This is a genomic window from Bradyrhizobium sp. SZCCHNS1050, assembly GCF_032484785.1.
In the GTDB taxonomy this organism is placed as follows: domain Bacteria; phylum Pseudomonadota; class Alphaproteobacteria; order Rhizobiales; family Xanthobacteraceae; genus Bradyrhizobium.
The window spans coordinates 3,643,722-3,662,043 of sequence record NZ_JAUETR010000001.1; the positions used below are offsets into that span (position 1 = coordinate 3,643,722).

Here is an 18,322-nt window from a genome sequence, read left to right on the forward strand (position 1 = left end):
ACGGCTGCTCGATCACGGCCCCGCGCGGTCGCGCGCACGACAGAAGGATAAATGACATGGCATCGTCTCACGGTCCGCTCCGCGTTGGCGTCGGTGGCCCGGTCGGGTCCGGCAAGACTGCGTTGATGGATCTGCTCTGCAAGTCGATGCGGGAGCACTACGACATCGCTGCGATCACCAACGACATCTACACCAAGTGGGACGCGGAGTTTCTCGTTCGCTCGGGATCGCTGACTCCGGATCGTATCGCCGGCGTGGAGACCGGCGGCTGCCCGCATACTGCGATCCGCGAGGACGCGTCCATGAACCTCGCCGCCGTGGCCGACATGCGAGCCAAGTTTCCCGGACTCGACCTGGTGTTGATCGAGTCGGGCGGCGACAACCTCGCCGCAACGTTCTCGCCGGAACTCGCCGATATCACGATCTACGTCATCGACGTCGCGGCGGGCGACAAGATCCCGTCGAAGGGCGGACCGGGTATCACCCGCTCCGACCTTCTGGTGATCAACAAGATTGACTTGGCACCCCATGTGGGCGCTTCTCTGGAGAAGATGGAGACGGATGCCAAGCGCATGCGCGGCTCACGGCCCTTCGTCATGACCAACCTGAAGAAGAGCCAGGGGCTTGACCGGATCATCGGCTTCATCGAAGCCAAGGGCGGTCTGAAGCCGTCGGCCTGAGCGCGGGGACGGATCTGCGTCGCACGGCTCTTCGTTGCTCGATGCGTCTGCTGGAATGACCGACGCAAAAAAGCCTCATCCGGCCGGAACAACTTGAGCCCTCGGGTGTTGCCTCGACCCGGGGTGCGCCTTGCCCAAGGCGTCTCGGCGCCGATGCACCGGTATCCTGGGATCGCTATCCGCTGATCGCTCCGATCACTTCCGATCGCCCCGAGGTGCGTCCTTGAGTTGCAGGCCCGGTTATTGGATGACTCGTCTCCTCCTTCGCCAACCCTTTACTTCAGAGTGAACGAGTGCTCCGGCTGGGTGTCATCATCGGTTTGATCGCGCTGGTCGGGACGGCGCTGTCCGGCTTGGCCGCCTATCGCGTACACGACCAGGAGCTGGCGCTCGATCGCATTGCGCTGGCCCGTGCCATCGACGTCCATGCCAGCCTCGTCCAGGACCGGCTGACCGAACGTGAGCTGCTGGCCCGGGTGGCCTCCGGGCTGTTCCGCGCTCCCTCCGTGATCAAGGCAAATATGCTGGAGCCGCTGCGATCGTCGATCTACGCGTTCAAGACCGACTTCGTGGTGGCATCGTGGATCGCACGGCTGCGGCCGGATGAGCTCCCCATCGCGCAAGCCGAGCTGCGTCAGGCTGGCTTCCCGAATCCAACCATTCGCAATTTCGACGACATGCCGCTCGGGCCGAACGTCGATCGTCCGTTGGACGTTCTGATGGATCTCGAGCCACGCAATGCCGAGACCTCGAAGCTTCCCGGTATCGCACTCGACCGGCAGCCGATCGTCGGACCGATGCTCGCGCGTGCCATGGCCGAGGGCAAGCCGGTCGCATCCGATCCCACTCCGCTGGTGCGGAGCGATGGTCCGATCGGGATCGTGCTGGCAGCCCCGGTTGTCCCGCAAGGTGCCACTGCGCCGGCGGGCTTCGTGACGTTTTCCTACGAGATCGGGCCACTGCTGCTCACCAATGACGATCTGTCGTTGTTCTCGGTGGCGTTGAAGGATCCGCGCAACGCCTCGGATGAGCTGGTTGCCAACGATCAGGGGGCGGTGACGAGCCGGACCCGCAGGCCGGACGATCCTGCTCCGTCGTCGACCCGCACCGTGGCCTTCGGCAATCACGACTGGTCGCTGGTCTATTACGCCAAGGGCAATGCGGTCCGGCGCGCGCAACAGACCGCGGCGATCGTCGGCGTCATCGGGATGGCGCTGACCGGTATCATCTGCGGCCTGTTCGGCTACGTCGCCTACAACAATCTGCGCCTGAGCCGCGAAATCCAGGTGCGGATCGGCTTCGAGCGCCGACTGACGGCGGTCATCGACGAGCTGAACCACCGGGTCAAGAACATCCTGGCGGTGATCCAGTCCATCGTGACGCGCACGCTGCGTCATGGCAGCGACATGGACGTCGCACGCGAGCTGCTGATCGGACGGATCCATGCGATGTCGAACGTCGTCACGCTGCTCAGCGAGAGCCAATGGCAAGGCGTGCAATTGCGCGGACTGTTCGAAGCTCGCGCGATCCCGCATGCGGACAGGATTGCGGTCAACGGACCCGACATCACCGTGAGCGCGCGTGCCGCGCAGAGCCTGTCGCTGCTGTTTTTCGAACTCGCCTCGCACTCGGACGAAGGCCTCTCGCTCGTGGGAAAGCACCCGCACATCACCGCCAAATGGGAGGTGACCGGCGAGGAGCCGAATGCCGTCTTCCACTTCCGTTGGGAGGAATTGAACACCAGTGAAGCAACGCGGCGGCCGGACAGCGATTTCGGACTGATCCTGCTCGATCGCGTGGCACCGGAGGCGCTCGGCGGCACGTCAAAGCGCTTCTTCACCGAGGCGAGCTATGTGTATGAGCTGACCGCTCCGATGGAGACGGTGATCGACATGACCGAGCGCGATCGCACCGAGCAATTCTCCGCGCCGGTGCATCCGGCGCGATAGCCGCAGCGCTCGTCGGCAAACAGGATGCCAGGGCGCACGATGCCCGAGTGCAAGTGATCAACAACAACAAGAAGAGGCGGCTCTTTCGCGAGCCGCCTCTTTGCTGGTTCGGTTGCGACGGCTTGGCTGATCAGCCGCCGCTGCCGCCGATCACCGCCCGCACGGTCTCGTCCGGGCCGAAATCCTCGGCGCCTTCGACATAGAGCAGCGCTGCCAGCTTCGAGCGCGCGCGGTTCACGCGGCTCTTGATGGTGCCCACCGCGCAGCCGCAGATCGCTGCCGCATCCTCGTAGGAGAAGCCCGATGCACCGACCAGGATCAGCGCCTCGCGCTGGTCCTGAGGCAGCTTCTCGAGCGCCGCGCGGAACTCCTCGAACTCGAGATGCGCGCCCTGCGAGGGATGCGTCTTGAGCGTCTTGGCGTAGTTCCCTTCGGCATCCTCCACTTCGCGCCGGCGTTTGCGGTAGTCGGATCGGAACAGGTTGCGCAGGATCGTGAACAGCCAGGCAGGCAGATTCGATCCCGGTTGAAACGAGTCGATGTTGGCCAGCGCCCGGAGCAGGGTTTCCTGCACGAGGTCGTCGGCACGATCGCTGTTACCACTCAAGGAAATCGCAAATGCGCGAAGGCTGGGGACGGCCGCGAGGATATCGTCCCTCAAGGAATCAGTGAGAGGCATTCACTCCCTCCCGTCGGTTTGGTCGTTGGATCCCCCGCCGTTCTCCACGTGGGACTGTGCTGCCGGCGCATCAAGCTTCCGCACCAGTTCCGCGAAGCGGTCCGGCACTCCCTGACGGACGACGTCGTCGTACATCGCGCGGAGTTGATGACCGATTCTGGATTGAATTTCCGCGTTCAGTCCGCCGGGCTTGCGCGGTGCCGCATTCTTGCTGGCTTGAGACTTTACATCTTTCATGACCTTTTCCACGTTTCCCCGAGAGTTAAGTCCCTGAAGCTTCAAGAATTATTCTCGCCACCGAGAGGGTCTGTCGGGAACTAATGCGACGGGGCGATAAAAGTTCCACGCGTTTGGGGAACTTTTCGTCGGTTCGGGCGTAATCAGCCCATCATGGAACCCGGGCGGGAAGCCCAGATGACCGAATGGAGTGGGGATGAGCCGATCACAGCTTGTTGCTGAACATTTGCCGCTGTTGCGCCGGTATGCGAGGGCCCTCACCGGTAGCCAGGGTTCCGGAGACGCCTATGTCGGAGCGATGCTCGAGGCGCTGATTCAGGATCCCGCTCTGCTGGACGAGCGCTATGGCCCGCGGGCTGCGCTGTTCCGGCTGTTCACGCAGATCTGGAACTCGGTGGCGCTCAACGACGACGCCGAAGTGGCGACTCTGCCGATGCCGCCGGAGCGGCGCCTCTCCAACATCACCCCCTTGCCCCGCCAGGCCTTCCTGCTGCTCTCGCTCGAGGGTTTTCCCGAGGAGGAAGTGGCCTTCATCCTCGACATCGACGTCGCGGAAACCCGCCGGCTGGCGGATGCAGCCGGACGTGAGCTCGCCGCCGAGATCGCCACCGATGTCCTGATCATCGAGGATGAGACCTTCATCGCGATGGACCTCGAGAGCCTCGTCAAGAACCTCGGTCACAACGTGATCGGCGTGGCCCGCACCCATGCCGACGCGGTGGCTCTGGCCAAGAACAAGAAGCCCGGTCTGATCCTGGCTGATATTCAGCTCGCGGATGGTTCGTCCGGCCTGGATGCCGTCAACGAGCTGCTGCGCACCTTCGAAGTGCCGGTGGTCTTCATTACCGCCTATCCGGAGCGCTTCCTCACGGGTGAGCGGCCCGAACCGGCGTTCCTGATCTCAAAGCCGTTCCAGCCGGCCATGGTGTCGGCAGTCGCCAGCCAGGCTCTGTTCTTCCAGCGCAACTCGCGCAACAGGATGCCGAAGCCGGCGGCCTGATCAAGCCGCGCGCACAACGTCGCCCCGGCGCGTTCCTCACGGAGCGCGCCGGATTTCGTTGCAGCATCGAAGACGAGATCAGCAGCCGCGGCACACGCCGTTGAGCCGTGCCTTCAGCGTCGCGTCATTCGGCTTGGTCTCTTGGAGCTTCAACGTTGTCTCCTCAAGCCGGATGATTGCGGACGTCCGTCGAGGCGCGAACACGATCGGCACGAGAAAAGTGAGATCGCCGTCCGCCAGTTCCGGCGGCGGTGGCGCAAATGGTTGGGCTCGCTCCACCATGGCGAGCGCTTCCCGGTCGAGCGCGGGGTCACCGGTCGTTTCGGCCAGCACCGCCGAGATCAGGTGGCCTTCGCGGTCGATGTGAAACAGGACCTTGGCCGTCCCGCCCTGATCCGAGGCCTGCAGCGGATAGCGACGCTGAACCTTCAATTGTGCGACGAGGTTCTTGATCCAAGTGTCCCTGGCGCCGTCGGCCGCTGCAATCCCGGGAAACAGGCACACGAGAACCAGCGCCAGTCCAAACCCTCTCCATACGCCGACGCGATCCAGCGAGCTCAGCATCCCTGCCCCCACGCGCGCGGACCATGAACGCAGCCGCGCTGCTTCAACATATAACCGGGACGAAAAGGGGATAAAGCGCCGCGAATGTCGGGGCAGCGATCTGACCGGAAGGGCGGATCAGAAAAGAATGCGGGGCACCGCCGGCATCACCACGGCGGTGCCCCGCGTCGCCGGTCAATGGGGCAGGGGGAATAACCGGCTGCCGAGATGACGCGCGACCCGAAAAGTCGTTCCGCGTGAGATCGAATTTTTTGGCGCCATGAAATTGAAGAATACCGCCGCAGTTTACACACGGTTAAGTGATTTGCCCAACCGAGAACCCAGTTCCTGCGACTTACGTTGGTATGCCGATCGCCTTACGGCGAGGGGAGCAGAGACATGTCGCAGACCAGGAAGGTTATCGTTTTGGGTTCGCTTGCGGCTTCCGCGATGCTCGTGGGCGCAATGCAACTGGCTTCAGGCCATGATCTTGGCGCCAACCTGCCGGTTCAGAGCCCCTCTCCCCAGCCGATCGTCGCAACCGCGAATGACGTGAACCGGGCCGCCAAGGCTGACCGCGCCAAACAAAACGGTACTGCGGCGCCGTCGCAGACTGTGTCGATCAAGCTGGCAGCCTTCGCGGAGACCTCCTTCTTGGTGCGGCTTCCCTTCAACCCCACGGGTGTAAGCGCGGGCTCGTTACCATCGCCGCAGGGATCGCAGCTCATCACCACCGGCAACGAGCGGCAGGCCGTCAAGCATCCGGTGGCGTGCGAGCCGTCGGTGTCCGTGCTGACGGAGATCGCCAAGCGCCTGCAACCGGGACGGTGTGTGACTTAGTTACAGCCCCTCGCACCAGGCCCGCGGCTCAAGCGGCGGATCAACGCCTGGCAAATGATAAAAGCCGTCCGATGACGGTCAGGGGCAGTCCTCACTCTGCGGGAGTTTGCTCCTCCGCGGCTGGGCGGCTGACCATGAATCCGAGCGCCAGACCGCCCAAAGCCAGAATGGGAATCAGCCGCTTGATGCCAATCATGCGGACGATCTGCAGGCCGCTAGCCAACAACATCGGGTCTGCGAAAGCAGATTGGACTGCCGACCGCGCCGTTTCCGCGGTCCGCGCGGCACGACTCTCGATTGCGCGCTTGCGCGCCATGTAGCTGATTGCGGCCATCAACGTCACCACGAAGAAGATGGCGGCACCTGTGAGGCACGCGGCCACGAGCCCGTAACGATCCAGGACGGCGACAAAAGCTGCGGCGCACAGAAAGCTCGTGGTTACGAACAGTCCGACCGCTGCAGCGATTGCGAGCGATGTGAGCCGAACGGCATGCCCGGTCGATTCCTGGAAGTCCGCAATCAGGCGCTGCAGCATGTCATTCTCCTCCTCGTCTCGTTCATCTGCGCAACAAACTCAAATCGGCGCCGATAACGCGGCGCCGAAACAAGACGACCTCTGGATTTCAGGGGCCAACCCTCAGCGTCTCCAGGCGGCGCCGATGAGAAATCCGAGTCCGAGCGCAAGACCCACGGTGGCGAGTGGGCGATGGGAGATCACGTCCTCAAGGCGCTCCTCCAGCGAGTTTGCGGCATCCTGGGCTGCACCAAACATCGCAGTGCCGCGCTCGGACATGTCGTCGAACGTCTGGTCTACGTTCTCGCGTGCCTGACGATAGCCGCTGCGGGCCTGCTTGCTGGCCTGCCCAGCGAAAGCATTGAGCGCGTCGGTGATCTGTTCGGTGAGAGCTGCGATATCGTTTTTCACGGCGTGGACATCCTTCTGCAGGCGTTCGTAGTTCGCTTTGTCGACGAGATCTTTCAGGGCGGTCTCACCGTCAGTCGGTGGCATGGCAAGCTCCCGGAGCAAGGTGATTGCGTCTGCTCGACAAACGCGGGGTCTCAGCCGAAGTTCCGACGGTGGAAACCGAATTAGTCTGCCGGCAGTTGCGGCGAGTCGTCCGGCAGCAGATGCTCCTTGACGATGAGGGCGACGATCAGGAGCGGCGAGGCAAGGAAGGCTCCCATCGGGCCCCACAGCCAGGTCCAGAATGCCAGCGCGATGAACACCGCGAGTGCGTTGAGAGCCAGCCGCCTGCCGATGATGGTCGGCGTGACGAAGTGGCCTTCCATGAAGGTGATCACGGCGAAGATGGCGGGCGCGACCATGCCGGCGCTCAAGGTCGGGAATGCGATTGCGCCGACCAGGACGAGCACCGCGAACATCGCGATCGGCCCGATGATGGGGATGAAGTTCAGCGTTGCCGCAAGCGCCCCGAGGCCGGCGGGATTGGGCATGCCGGCGAGGGCGCAGGCGAGGCCGGCTGCAATACCGACACCGGTGTTGATGAGCGTCACTGTCAGGAGGTAGTTGCCGAGGTGCAGCTCGAGCTCATTGAGGATGCGCAGCGTCCGCAGCCGTGCCTCGTGATCACCAAAGGTCATGATCAGCGCTCGCCGGAGATCGCGCCAGCTTGCGATGAACAGCACGAGCGTCGCGAAGAACAGTAGGAATTCGGTGAAGGTCGGCGACAGGAATTCGATCGTTGGCTGAACCCAATCGAACTTGGGGAGCTCCAGGCTGGCCGAGGCTTGTGCGCTTCCGCCGCCGACGGCCGCCTGCATTTCGTGCCACAGCGCCAGCGGTCGATCGAAGACGTGCAGCTTGGCCTTGAGCGTCGTGGCAAGCTCGGGAAGGCGATTGGTCCAGTCGAGCACAGGCGCCGAAATCAGGCCAATGATGAAGGCGAGCCCGGTGGCAACGGCGATCACGATCAACACGGCGCCGACGCCGCGCGGCACGTGATGGCGTTCGAGAAAGTTGGCGGCCGGCGACAGCATGGTGCCGACCACGAAGGCCATGACGATCGGCAGGAAAAACCCCCGGGCGACATAGAGGACACCCGTCACGCAGACGGCCGTGAGGATGACGAGAGCGATGGCGACGACGTCAGCCCGCCTAATCACGGGCGGTACTTCTTGGCGACTTTCATTCAAGGCTGAATCGTCGTTCCCGCTGGCGAGCAGCCGCTCGGTGGGAAGTACACGCACCATGAATCTCCCGATCGAGTCGTTCGCGCACAGCTCGCGTGGTGACGTTCTCGTCATCCAACAGCCGAGGGGCCATCCGGTTCCGTCGCGCAAACGTGAGAACTCATACGCTTGACTGACGCAGGGCGACCACACCGGGCCGGAACTACGGCGAGACGTTCGGCGTTTGGAAAGCAATCACGCATCGTACCGCGATGCTCGTCTGACAGGGGCACTCCATGACACAGCTCGTTTCCGATCACCGCAGCTTTGCGCGGACCGCTTCGCTGATCGCCGGCGTCGCGGTTCTTCTTGTTGCTGGTCCCACCGCGTCTCACGCACAGAGCCTCGGATATGCGTCGGTCGAACAGCAGCAGGCCTTCCCGCCGGACGAGGCGACTGCACCCGCCGTGGAGCAGGACGAGGACAGCCGGCTGCCCGACAGGTTGCGGCGCACGATCGTCAATCTCGATACGCGGGAGGCGCCGGGGACGATCATCATCGATACCGGCAATACCTATCTGTACTACGTGCTCGGCGGCGGCCGCGCGCTGCGCTACGGCGTCGGCGTGGGGCGCCAGGGCTTCACCTGGTCGGGTGTCCAGACGGTGACGCGCAAGGCGGAATGGCCGGACTGGCATCCGCCGGCGCAGATGATCGCGCGCCAGCCCTATCTGCCGCGATTCATGGCCGGCGGCCCAGGCAATCCGCTCGGCGCCCGGGCCATGTATCTCGGGTCCAGCGAGTATCGCATCCATGGCACCAACGACCCCACGACGATCGGCAAGTTCGTGTCGTCGGGCTGCATCCGCCTGACCAATGAGGATGTTTCCGACCTGTTCAGCCGCGTGCAGGTGGGGACGAAGGTCGTGGTGCTGCCGAAGGCCGCCTTGCTGCAGGCGCGCACCAATGCCGGCCGTACGCCGCGCGTGACGTCGCTGCCGTCGGGGCGGCAGGCGATGTCGCTGCCCGTCTCGGCCGTCAATTGACATGGGAGCGGAATGATGAACGGTCGACGTGCACTCGCCGCCATTGCAGTGGCAACCATGGCAACCGCGGGTGCGTTGGCAGCGCCGACCACAGCGGGCGCGCAGGATTTTTTCTCGGCGCTGTTCGGTGGCTTCAACGCACCGCAGCGTCAGGCGCCCTATATCCGGATGCCGTTCGCCGACGAGGCGCCACCGGCGCCACGGCCGGCCCCGCGGGGCGACGTCACCTATCGCGGCGGCAGCAGCAGCGTCGCCTGGTGTGTCCGCACCTGTGATGGCCGCTACTTCCCGCTCGGCGCGACCGGCGACCAGAGCAAGGAAGCCGCCTGCAACAGCTTCTGCCCGGCGGCCAAGACCGAGATTGTCTATGGCAGCTCGATCGACGGTGCCGAGACCGATGGCGGCAAGCCGTATTCGGCGCTGCCCAACGCCTTCAAGTATCGCACCGAGATCGTCGACGGCTGCACCTGCAACGGCAAGGACCATTTCGGCCTTGCCAAGGTGTCGATCGACAACGATCCGACCCTGCGCAAGGGCGACGTCGTTGCCAGCGACGACGGCCTCAAGGTCGCCAACCGGACCGGCAGCGGCAAGCGCGCCGAGCTGAACTTCTCGCCGGCGCCCGCGGCGTTGCGCGCGAAATACGAGCGCGCGCCGGTGACGGCGTCCGACTGATCCTGCGAGGTCGTCAGGCGGCGCGGATCTTGCCGAGGAAGTCCCTGACCTGATGACCGAGATTCCTGCTCTGGCTCTCCAGCGTCTCTGAGGCGGAGCGCACGTTGTCGGCCGCCGCCGCAGCGGCATCGGCGTCCGACTTGACGCCGGTGATGTTGTCGGAAACGTTCTTGGTGCCGTCGGCGGCGAACTGGGTGCTGCGTGAGATCTCCTGCGTCGCCGCCCCTTGCTCCTGCACCGCCGCGGCGATCGCGGTCGCCACCTCGTTGACCTCGCCAATGATGCCGCCGATGCGCTTGATCGCGTCGATCGCGTCATTGGCGACGCGCTGGATGTCGGCGATCTGCTCGGAAATCTCGTCGGTCGCCTTCGCGGTCTGGCTCGCCAGCGTCTTCACCTCGGAGGCGACGACCGCAAAACCCTTGCCGGCCTCGCCGGCGCGCGCTGCCTCGATGGTCGCGTTCAGCGCGAGCAGGTTGGTCTGCGAGGCGATGCTGTTGATCAGCCCGACCACCTCGCCGATCCGATTGGCCGATTGTGCCAGCCCCTGCACCGTGCCGTCGGTCATGCGGGCCTGCTCCACCGCGCGGCTGGCGATTCCGGCCGCATGCGACGCCTGCTTGCTGATGTCGGCGATCGAGGCGTTCAGTTCCTCCGCGGCCGAGGCGACCGTCTGCACGCTCGTCGACGCATCGCTGGAGGCCTTCGAGGCCTCCTCGGCGCGGGCATTGGTCTGCCGCGAGACGTTGGTCAGTCCGGCGGACGTCGCCTGCATGTCGGTGGAGGCGCGGCCGAGCTGCTCGAGCGAGTCGCGGACCAGCCCCTCGAACTCGCTCACATAGCTTTCGATCGCCCGCTGGCGCGCGACCGTCGTTTCGTTGCGTTGGCGCTCCTGGGCCTCGATCGCGAGCTTGTCCTTGGCCTGCTGCTTGAACGTTTCGAGCGCGCCCGCCAGCGCACCGATCTCGTCCTGTCGCTGCATGTAGCCCGTCTCGACGCTGAGGTCGCCGCCCGCAACCGCCAGCATGGCATCGCGCATCCTGTTGAGTGGCTGGATCACCCGGCGGCTCACCAGCATCAGCGCGGTGCCGCCGATCATGGTCGCAGCGATCAGGAGGCAGAGTTCGACCCCAAGGGTCCGCATGGCCGCCGCATGCTGCTCCTCGATATAGGTCCTTGCGGTCTCGAGCGCGGTCTCGGCGACCGCAACCGCCGCATTGAGGCGCCCGACCGTGAATGGGCTCCATTTGTTGGCGACCATCTCTGGCGTCTCGCCGCTCGCGAGCGCGTTGACGAGGCGATCGCGCAGCGCCGTGTACTCGGTCTCGAAATAGGCCTTGCGCGTGGCCTCCAGCGCGGCCGTCATCGCGGCCGGCCATTTTGCGCCGGTGGTCGCGAGTTCGAGCGCCTTCCATGCGGCCTCGGCGCCGCCGACCGCCTTGGTATAGTTCAGCCGCGCCTCGGGCGTGATCTTGCCTGCGGCGAGGCCATTCGAAACCAGGAAGGATGCGTCGCCGGCGGTGTTGCGCAGCAGCCATGCGATCTGCTTGATCTGCAACAGCTGATCGATGGTCGGATCCGCATGGTTGACCTCGGCCGCGAGAATGGCCTGGATCTTCTCCAGCGTCTCCAGCAGCCTGTCCTCGGTCTGCATGTATTCCTTGCCGAGCGCCAATCGGCGCGACGCCTTCGGCTTGGCGACCTCCTGCCAGAATTCCTTCTGCTGATCGCTCAGCGTTGTCAGCAGTTGCTGGAATTGCGAGAGCAGCGCCGCCTTGTCGGCAAACTCGATGCCCGGAAGGGTGCCCAGCGCGCGGCCCATGGCGGGCATGGCGACGTCGCGCAGGCTGCGGACGTATCGCTCGGTCTCTGGCTCGACCTTCTCGTCCACAGTCACCATGCGGTTCGAGGTCGAGCGGTCGGCCCGCAGCTTGTCCATCGCCTTGAACATGCTTTCGGAGGCATCGACGATCGAGCTGATGCGCGCGGTGAGCTCGAGCTGCTGCCACGAATTGTAGGCCCGCGAGGCGAACAGGCCGACAAACAGGCATGCCGTCACCAGGATGATGGCCTTCAACGTCGTGGAAATGGTCAGGCGGTTCAGCATGTTGATCTCCGATTCACCGCATTTGACCGCAGAGCCGTAAAAATCTGGATGAGGGCTGGCTCCGTTGAACTACGGAGACAGTCGCTGAGCACCCAGGTTCCGGGAGTGGAACTACCAGCCGCCGAGCGTGTTAGCTGATCACCGCCAGCGCATCCTCCTCTCGTTCAGGGGCTCATTCATGCTCGTCAGTGCTCTCGTCACCTTTCTCGTCGTCATCCTGATCCTCTATTTGATCAACCTGCTGCCGATCGACGGCCGGGCCAAGCAGATCTGCCGCGTGATCGTCATCGTGCTCGGCGTGATCTCGCTGCTTCGATTCATCGCGGTGATATGATCCAGCATCATGTTACCTTCGGCAGATCAAAAAAAGCCCCGGCGGATGGCCGGGGCTTTTCGCATCAGGCGCTTGCCTTCGCCTCGCGGCGCCGCGCCGTGAGGATGTATTCGGTGTAGCCGTTCGGCTGGGTGCGGCCTTCGAACACGAGGTCGCAGGCCGCCTTGAACGCCACGCCGTCGAACGACGGCGCCATCGGCTGATAGAGCGCGTCGCCGGCATTCTGCTTGTCGACCACGACGGCCATGCGCTTCAGCGAATCCATCACCTGCTCCTTGCTGACCACGCCATGGTGCAGCCAGTTGGCGAGATGCTGGCTCGAGATGCGCAAGGTGGCGCGGTCCTCCATCAGGCCGACATCGTGGATGTCGGGCACCTTGGAGCAGCCGACGCCCTGGTCGATCCAGCGCACGACGTAGCCGAGAATGCCCTGGCAGTTGTTGTCGATCTCCTGGCGCACGTCGTCGGGCGCCCAGTTCGATTGCGACACCGGAATGGTGAGGATGTCGCCGAGCTTGGCGCGCGGGCCGCCCTTCGCGAGTTCCGCCTGGCGGGCGTGAACGTTGACCTGGTGATAGTGCAAAGCGTGCAGCGTCGCCGCGGTCGGCGACGGCACCCAGGCGGTGGTGGCGCCGGCCTGCGGGTGGCCGATCTTCTGCGCCAGCATGTCGGCCATCTTGTCCGGCGCCGCCCACATGCCCTTGCCGATCTGGGCATGGCCGGGCAGGCCGCAGGTCAGGCCGTTGTCGACGTTCCAATCCTCGTAGGCCTTGATCCAGGGCTGCGCCTTCATCTCGTTCTTGCGGATCATCGGACCGGCTTCCATCGAGGTGTGGATCTCGTCGCCAGTGCGGTCGAGGAAGCCGGTGTTGATGAAGACGATGCGCTTGGACGCCTGCTGGATGCAGGCCTTGAGGTTCACCGTGGTGCGGCGCTCCTCGTCCATGATGCCGACCTTCATGCTGTTCTCGGGCAGGCCGAGCATCTTCTCGACGCGCGCGAACAGCTCGACCGTCAGCGCCACCTCGTCCGGGCCGTGCATCTTCGGCTTGACGATGTAGATCGAGCCGGTGCGGCTGTTCCTGACCTTGGAGAGACCCTTGAGGTCGTGCATCGCGAGCAGGCCGGTGACCGCGGCGTCGAGAATGCCCTCCGGCACCTCCTTGCCCTGGGAGTCGAGCACGGCGTCGGTGAACATGTGATGCCCGCAATTGCGGATCAGCAGCAGGCTGCGGCCGTGCAGCGTGAGGCTGCCGCCGGACGGCGTGGTGTAGCTGCGGTCGCTGTTCAGCGCGCGGGTGAGTGTCTTGCCGCCCTTCTCGAAGTCGGCCGACAGCGTGCCGTTCATCAGGCCGAGCGTGTTGCGGTAGACCAGCACCTTGTCCTCGGCGTCGACGGCGGCGACCGAGTCCTCCATGTCGAGGATGGTCGAGACCGCGGCTTCCAGGATCATGTCGGAGACGCCGGCCGGATCGTCCTTGCCGATGACATGGCTGCGGTCGATCACGACCTCGACGTGGAGGCCGTTGTTGGCAAGCAGGATGACGGAGGGCGCGTCGGCCGAGCCTTGATAGCCGGCGAACTGGTCGGCGTTCTTGAGCGCAGTGGCGTTGCCGCTCTTCAGCTTGGCCGAGAGCTGGCCGGCAATGACGCTGTAGGCGGTGACGTCGGTGTGGCTGCCGGTGGCGAGCGGCACGGCGGCGTCAAGGAAGGCCTTGGCCTTGGCGATCACCTTGTCGCCGCGGGCCTTGTTGTAGCCCTTGCCCGCTTCGCTCGGATCGTGCGGGATGGCGTCGGTGCCGTAGAACGCGTCGTAGAGCGAGCCCCAGCGCGCATTCGCCGCGTTCAGCGCGTAGCGGGCGTTGGTGAGCGGCACCACGAGCTGCGGCCCGCAGATCTTGCCGATCTCTTCGTCGATATTGGCGGTCTCGACCTTGTGCGTGGCCGGCTCGGGCAGCAGGTAGCCGATCTCCTTCAGGAATGCGGTGTAGGCGCCGAGGTCGAAGGCCTTGCCCTTGTTGGCGAGGTGCCAGGCGTCGATCTTGTGCTGCAGGGCGTCGCGGAAGGCGAGCAGCTCGCGGTTCTTAGGGCCGAGATCGCGCAGGATCGCGGCAAGGCCGGCCCAGAACGCGTCCGGATCGATCCCGGTCTTCGGCGCGGCCTCCTTGGCGATGAAGTCGAACAAAACGGGGGCGATCTTCAGTCCATGGGCGTCGATACGGGTCATGATGAGACGTTTCTCTCGAATAGGGCGACGTTGCGCGTGTCTTGGGCGTGCTGAAATGGCCGCCTCGAAGGGCGGCGTGTGCAGTGCATTTAGCGCCAAAGCGGGGGCCACGAAAGGGGGGAGGGGTATCGCCGTTGGTCGGGGGAGGGCAGCGGACAGGCGGGCTGGTTCCGGGCGGAGTGATGACAAGTAATTTCGCAGGACCGCCTCAGAGTTCGGCCGCGAGCCCACAGCCGTGCAGAGCCCTCGGATCGGGCACGCTGCCACCCTCCCCTGGAGGGGGAGGGTCGACTCGCAACGAGCGAAGCGAGATGCGAGGCGGGGTGGGGTGATCTCTCCACGAACGCCGGTGCCCGTGGCATCACCCCACCCCGCCGCGCATCGCTGCCGCGACGCGCGCCGACCCTCCCCCTCCAGGGTAGGGTGACAACGCACAGCGTGCCGCAAATGGCGTTTCGACGTACACCAAACGGCTGCGGACAACTCAACGAAGGTGATCGCTCGTGGTGGTGATGGCTCATGCAACTTCGTCCTCGCGGCGCCTGTTCGCGTCCGAGCTTTGCACACTTGCCGCCCCTCGATCACGAGAGGCGCAGGGAAGGCCGGGTGCAGGCTGCACCCATGGCCCGCCTGCAGAAAAAAATGCAGGCGGCAGTCACCACAGGTACGAGCCGGACATCCGGCCTCCCCTGCGCGATGGCTCTACGGTTGCTCCGTGGTCTCCCCGGTGCGCCGGGCTTTCTGGTCACCGTTGCCTGCGCAGCGCGTTGGCGCTGTGCAGGCGTGGCATCGGCATCGGGATGCCAGGACCCCACGACTTGGCCGTGCGCCTCGGGGCTGTCCGTCGACATGATCGCTCACGCCGCAGCCCAAGACGCCCACCGCATCCCGCACCCGACGTCCGTGACGGTCGCGAACTGTCCCTCGTGTGGGACGGGATGTGGAGAGATAAGCATAAATTCGGGAAAAAAGAAAGAAGAATATTTTTGAGCCGGGGACTGGACAGGGCAAATCAGGTTGATGCGGTTCGAGAATTCGGCTTTTCGGCGCAGGCAGATTTTGCGGACTTCGGGGCATGGCAAGCTGGCGAGCTAGTGCCGACCGAGCTTCCATCTGGTCTTGCCTGTTGGCTTTGTGAGAACCTTCGAATATGACGTCCGCGCCGGCAGAGTGTTCGCACAACGGAGCCCATGCCGATGGCTCGCCTGAAAGATCGATACGAACTCAATGCGCTGCTGCCGGAAGATGCACGTCGTGCGGAGCTCCTGACACTGATTGATCGCCTCTGTCCGGGAGGATCAATCCATCATGTGCTGAGGCATATCCCCGAGCAGGCTGAAGACGTCTATACCATCCTTGTCGATGATCATTCTGTCGTGAGCTTCGATGTACCGCGCGGGCGTGATCCGATGACTCTAACGGGAGTCAGAATTCAGAGCTTAAAGGAATTTCGCCATGAGATCGGCCAGGGCAAGGACCGGATCAGATTGGATCGCGCCGCTGACCAGGCGAGGAAGCTGCTCGGATCGACCTCCGCACCGCGCTCGTGAGCGCGGGTGCTCTGTAGGCGTGGTCCGGAAGCGGGCTTGGCCGCTCCTCAGGTCGATGGCGGCGTCCGGAATTGACTTGGTAGCGACTCCCCTCCGTGCTCCCAAATGCCAGCATTCGTGAAACGGTTGGGTTTTGCGGATGCAAAAAGCCATTCGTGACCGTCAGACGTGTCGCTGCGTCGATCCGGGCCGTCCGTGCTATGCCTGCTCAGAGCCGGGCTAATGCGCGGAACGCCCTGAGGGTCGACGGTTTGACCAGGGTCGATAGCCTCGTTCCGCAATAGGGGCAGACTTGGATTTGGAACGCGGCGGTCAGGCTCACATCTCCGGCGGTGCCGTGCGGCCTTCCGGCGAGACGGCGATCGATGTCGCTTCATTGGGCCAGCGCTTCTGTCTCGCGGCATCGACGAGTGTGGCGATCGTCAGCGGCAACTGGGGGCGGCGCAGGCGAAGAACGGTCAGGACAAGCCGGGTCAGCGACAGGCCCTCCGGTCCGAAATGGCGGTCGAATTCGAAGCCGGACAGGTCGACGTCGAACGCCCGCTGGAATGCAAGCATGAATTCGCGCGCATCATCGCCGTCGACGCCGAGGTCTCCGGCGATGTCGGACTCGTCAGAGATTTGCTCGCGGATCCCGGTCTCGGCCCTGACGAAGTCCAGAATCTTCTGAAGGAGTTGGTCTGAAGTCTGTGACATCATCCAACTATCCGACACCTTCTGCTGCAGGCAAGCGCAGGTCGCTCGTGGGCCGGGCAAAGGCGCGGAGCGCCGTGCTCACCATGCTTCACCGGTTTGAGATGGGGGGCACGCGCCGCCTGCCCGCGCCGCTTTGCCCACCCGATGGTCGCAAAAGATCGCAGGCGCGTCGCTGAATGAATAGCAAACCATCAATCCGCATGGCGCTTTCCTTTGTCCGCGCCTAGGCTATCCAACGAGCTTGTCGTAGTCGGCATGCGAGCCGATCCAGAACCATAAGTAGCCGTCATCGATCTCGGTCACGAGGGCTCGGTAGCGAGTCCGACCCGAGCCGACCAGAAACGTCCGACCTTCTTAAACTGCAGAGAGGGTGACGCGGGTCGCGTTTCAGCAGCTCAGAAATTCTGATCGGCGAGCCTTTGATGGCTTCAGGCAGCAACTCGTAGGCCGCCCAAAATTTCGGGGATGCGAAATGGGTCACAATAGCCGGGAGCGGCCGGCCCGATGCGCGGCAAGAGCTTCGTCCGCCAAGGCGTCGAGTTTCCCCGTATGAGCATCACGCTCGATCGCAGCATCGAATGACGCAGCATCGAACCGTTCGAACCATGCGCGAAAGCGCGCGAGTTCGTCTGGATTGAGCTGTTGGACGGCCTTTTCGATCTCTTCTGCGGTTGTCATGATGGGAACATAGAACTGAACATTGAAGCCGAAAAGGTGGGGGCCCGATGGGACCATAAAACGGCATTGAGGGATCGCGTTGTCGAATGTGACGTAGGCGTGTTGCTTGAGCGTGCCGCGACACGGCAGGACCGGTCCCGGATGTCGCCGAGCTCATCCCGGCTACGCGCTACCCTCACGCTCTTGATGGCGCCAAGCGGAATTCGACCACGTCTTGCGCGCTCGACAAATCGCGCGCCATCTGGGCGGTCTCGAACCGGCCGGCGGCCTGCAGCACCAGCTCGAAATGGAATTGCCGCTTCGCCTCGCTGTATTCGTAGCACCAGTCCAGCACGTCGAAGCCATAGGCCCGCATGCATTCGCGCAGTTCTGCCTCGCTCGGCTGCAGGCCGTGGCGGTAGACGACCGACAGCGACAGCGTGGTCTGATGCGGCAGCCATTTCTCGACTTGGCCGAGCAGGGTCATCGCGGCCAGCGACAATGCCGTGGCGCACAGCGCGGTGCCGTAGAAGCCGATGCCGATGATGATGCCGATCGCCGACGTCATCCAGATCGAGGCGGCCGTCGACACGCCGCGGATGGTGAAGCCGTCCTTGATGATGACGCCGGCGCCGAGGAAGCCGATGCCGGTCATCAGGCCCTGGATCACGCGCGTCGGATCGGAGACGGTCGGCGACACCGCCATGCCGCCATACCAGCTGCCGGGAAAGCCGTTGATCGCCGTCAGCAAGGTCGATGCGACGCAAACCAGGGCGTAGGTCCGCATGCCGGCCGCGCGTCCGTGATAGGTGCGCTCGTAGCCCAGCAGCAGGCCGACGGCCGCCGCACCCATCAGGTGCAGCAGCAGAATCCCGTTCGTCTCCAGTTCGGCCGTCGACCAATAGGCCGCCAGATGCTCCATCATGCGCCTCGACCGCGTTGCTGCGGGTGGCGTGAACTGTGCGGATCAAG

19 protein-coding genes are annotated in these 18,322 nt (G+C 64.2%); 8 read left to right on the top strand and 11 right to left on the bottom strand.

Annotation, left to right across the window (positions count from 1 at the left end; translation table 11 throughout):
* Positions 1 to 56: 56 nt before the first annotated feature.
* Together ureG and QX094_RS16445 are read left to right on the top strand one after the other, a co-directional pair.
* On the top strand, positions 57 to 680 hold the full coding sequence (gene ureG / locus QX094_RS16440; RefSeq protein ID WP_315713835.1) for an urease accessory protein UreG: 624 nt from the start codon (positions 57 to 59) through the stop codon (positions 678 to 680).
* A gap of 293 nt (positions 681 to 973) precedes the next feature.
* Positions 974 to 2,629: an HWE histidine kinase domain-containing protein gene (locus QX094_RS16445; protein WP_315713836.1), complete on the top strand. Its 1,656-nt coding sequence runs from the start codon at positions 974 to 976 to the stop codon at positions 2,627 to 2,629.
* Between the two features lie 130 nt (positions 2,630 to 2,759).
* Here the strand turns inward: QX094_RS16445 and QX094_RS16450 are convergent, their stop codons facing one another.
* The gene (locus QX094_RS16450; RefSeq protein ID WP_006612137.1) at positions 2,760 to 3,308 is read right to left on the bottom strand and encodes a sigma-70 family RNA polymerase sigma factor; all 549 of its coding nucleotides are present in this window, start codon (positions 3,306 to 3,308) and stop codon (positions 2,760 to 2,762) included.
* Positions 3,309 to 3,545 (bottom strand): NepR family anti-sigma factor, encoded by a 237-nt coding sequence (locus QX094_RS16455; protein ID WP_315734569.1) that lies wholly within the window; start codon positions 3,543 to 3,545, stop codon positions 3,309 to 3,311.
* A 196-nt stretch (positions 3,546 to 3,741) separates the two neighbouring features.
* On the opposite strand from QX094_RS16455, the gene QX094_RS16460 reads away from it, so the two are divergent.
* The gene (locus QX094_RS16460) at positions 3,742 to 4,545 is read left to right on the top strand and encodes a response regulator (protein ID WP_315713838.1); all 804 of its coding nucleotides are present in this window, start codon (positions 3,742 to 3,744) and stop codon (positions 4,543 to 4,545) included.
* A 78-nt stretch (positions 4,546 to 4,623) separates the two neighbouring features.
* On the opposite strand, the gene QX094_RS16465 is transcribed toward QX094_RS16460, so the two are convergent.
* Complete coding sequence (locus tag QX094_RS16465) at positions 4,624 to 5,109, bottom strand: energy transducer TonB (RefSeq protein WP_315713839.1); 486 nt, start codon at positions 5,107 to 5,109, stop codon at positions 4,624 to 4,626.
* Between the two features lie 378 nt (positions 5,110 to 5,487).
* Between QX094_RS16465 and QX094_RS16470 the strand changes: the two genes are divergently transcribed.
* Positions 5,488 to 5,928: a hypothetical protein gene (locus QX094_RS16470; RefSeq protein WP_315713840.1), complete on the top strand. Its 441-nt coding sequence runs from the start codon at positions 5,488 to 5,490 to the stop codon at positions 5,926 to 5,928.
* Positions 5,929 to 6,019: 91 nt separating this feature from the next.
* On the opposite strand, the gene QX094_RS16475 is transcribed toward QX094_RS16470, so the two are convergent.
* The 3 genes from QX094_RS16475 to QX094_RS16485 form a co-directional block, all read right to left on the bottom strand.
* Positions 6,020 to 6,463, bottom strand: coding sequence for a hypothetical protein (locus tag QX094_RS16475; protein ID WP_315713841.1), 444 nt, complete (start codon positions 6,461 to 6,463; stop codon positions 6,020 to 6,022).
* A 102-nt stretch (positions 6,464 to 6,565) separates the two neighbouring features.
* Positions 6,566 to 6,937 (bottom strand): YqjD family protein, encoded by a 372-nt coding sequence (locus tag QX094_RS16480; RefSeq protein ID WP_315713842.1) that lies wholly within the window; start codon positions 6,935 to 6,937, stop codon positions 6,566 to 6,568.
* An 80-nt stretch (positions 6,938 to 7,017) separates the two neighbouring features.
* Positions 7,018 to 8,136, bottom strand: a complete 1,119-nt coding sequence (locus tag QX094_RS16485; RefSeq protein ID WP_315825993.1) for an AI-2E family transporter — start codon at positions 8,134 to 8,136, stop codon at positions 7,018 to 7,020.
* Positions 8,137 to 8,354: 218 nt separating this feature from the next.
* Here QX094_RS16485 and QX094_RS16490 point away from each other — a divergent pair, with 218 nt between their 5' ends.
* Both QX094_RS16490 and QX094_RS16495 read left to right on the top strand, forming a co-directional pair.
* Positions 8,355 to 9,104, top strand: a complete 750-nt coding sequence (locus QX094_RS16490) for a L,D-transpeptidase (RefSeq protein WP_315825994.1) — start codon at positions 8,355 to 8,357, stop codon at positions 9,102 to 9,104.
* Positions 9,105 to 9,119: 15 nt separating this feature from the next.
* Positions 9,120 to 9,779, top strand: coding sequence for a DUF2865 domain-containing protein (locus tag QX094_RS16495; protein WP_315713845.1), 660 nt, complete (start codon positions 9,120 to 9,122; stop codon positions 9,777 to 9,779).
* 13 nt (positions 9,780 to 9,792) lie between these two features.
* Here the strand turns inward: QX094_RS16495 and QX094_RS16500 are convergent, their stop codons facing one another.
* A complete protein-coding gene (locus QX094_RS16500) occupies positions 9,793 to 11,886 on the bottom strand; it encodes a methyl-accepting chemotaxis protein (RefSeq protein ID WP_316188030.1) in 2,094 nt (697 codons plus the stop codon).
* A 178-nt stretch (positions 11,887 to 12,064) separates the two neighbouring features.
* On the opposite strand from QX094_RS16500, the gene QX094_RS16505 reads away from it, so the two are divergent.
* On the top strand, positions 12,065 to 12,220 hold the full coding sequence (locus tag QX094_RS16505) for a Thivi_2564 family membrane protein (protein ID WP_315713847.1): 156 nt from the start codon (positions 12,065 to 12,067) through the stop codon (positions 12,218 to 12,220).
* Between the two features lie 64 nt (positions 12,221 to 12,284).
* Here QX094_RS16505 and QX094_RS16510 read toward each other — a convergent pair whose 3' ends face one another.
* Entirely contained in the window at positions 12,285 to 14,447 is a 2,163-nt protein-coding gene (locus QX094_RS16510) for a malate synthase G (RefSeq protein ID WP_316188031.1), read from the bottom strand.
* 1,196 nt (positions 14,448 to 15,643) lie between these two features.
* On the opposite strand from QX094_RS16510, the gene QX094_RS16515 reads away from it, so the two are divergent.
* Complete coding sequence (locus QX094_RS16515; protein ID WP_315713849.1) at positions 15,644 to 15,997, top strand: hypothetical protein; 354 nt, start codon at positions 15,644 to 15,646, stop codon at positions 15,995 to 15,997.
* A gap of 318 nt (positions 15,998 to 16,315) precedes the next feature.
* On the opposite strand, the gene QX094_RS16520 is transcribed toward QX094_RS16515, so the two are convergent.
* The 3 genes from QX094_RS16520 to QX094_RS16530 all read right to left on the bottom strand — a co-directional run bounded on the left by QX094_RS16520 (position 16,316) and on the right by QX094_RS16530 (position 18,275).
* The gene (locus tag QX094_RS16520) at positions 16,316 to 16,693 is read right to left on the bottom strand and encodes a DUF1493 family protein (protein ID WP_315713850.1); all 378 of its coding nucleotides are present in this window, start codon (positions 16,691 to 16,693) and stop codon (positions 16,316 to 16,318) included.
* A 477-nt stretch (positions 16,694 to 17,170) separates the two neighbouring features.
* Complete coding sequence (locus QX094_RS16525; protein ID WP_315713851.1) at positions 17,171 to 17,371, bottom strand: hypothetical protein; 201 nt, start codon at positions 17,369 to 17,371, stop codon at positions 17,171 to 17,173.
* A gap of 175 nt (positions 17,372 to 17,546) precedes the next feature.
* Positions 17,547 to 18,275 carry an MgtC/SapB family protein gene (locus QX094_RS16530; RefSeq protein WP_316188032.1) on the bottom strand — a complete coding sequence of 243 codons (729 nt, stop codon included), beginning with the start codon at positions 18,273 to 18,275 and terminating at the stop codon, positions 17,547 to 17,549.
* Positions 18,276 to 18,322 lie beyond the last annotated feature (47 nt).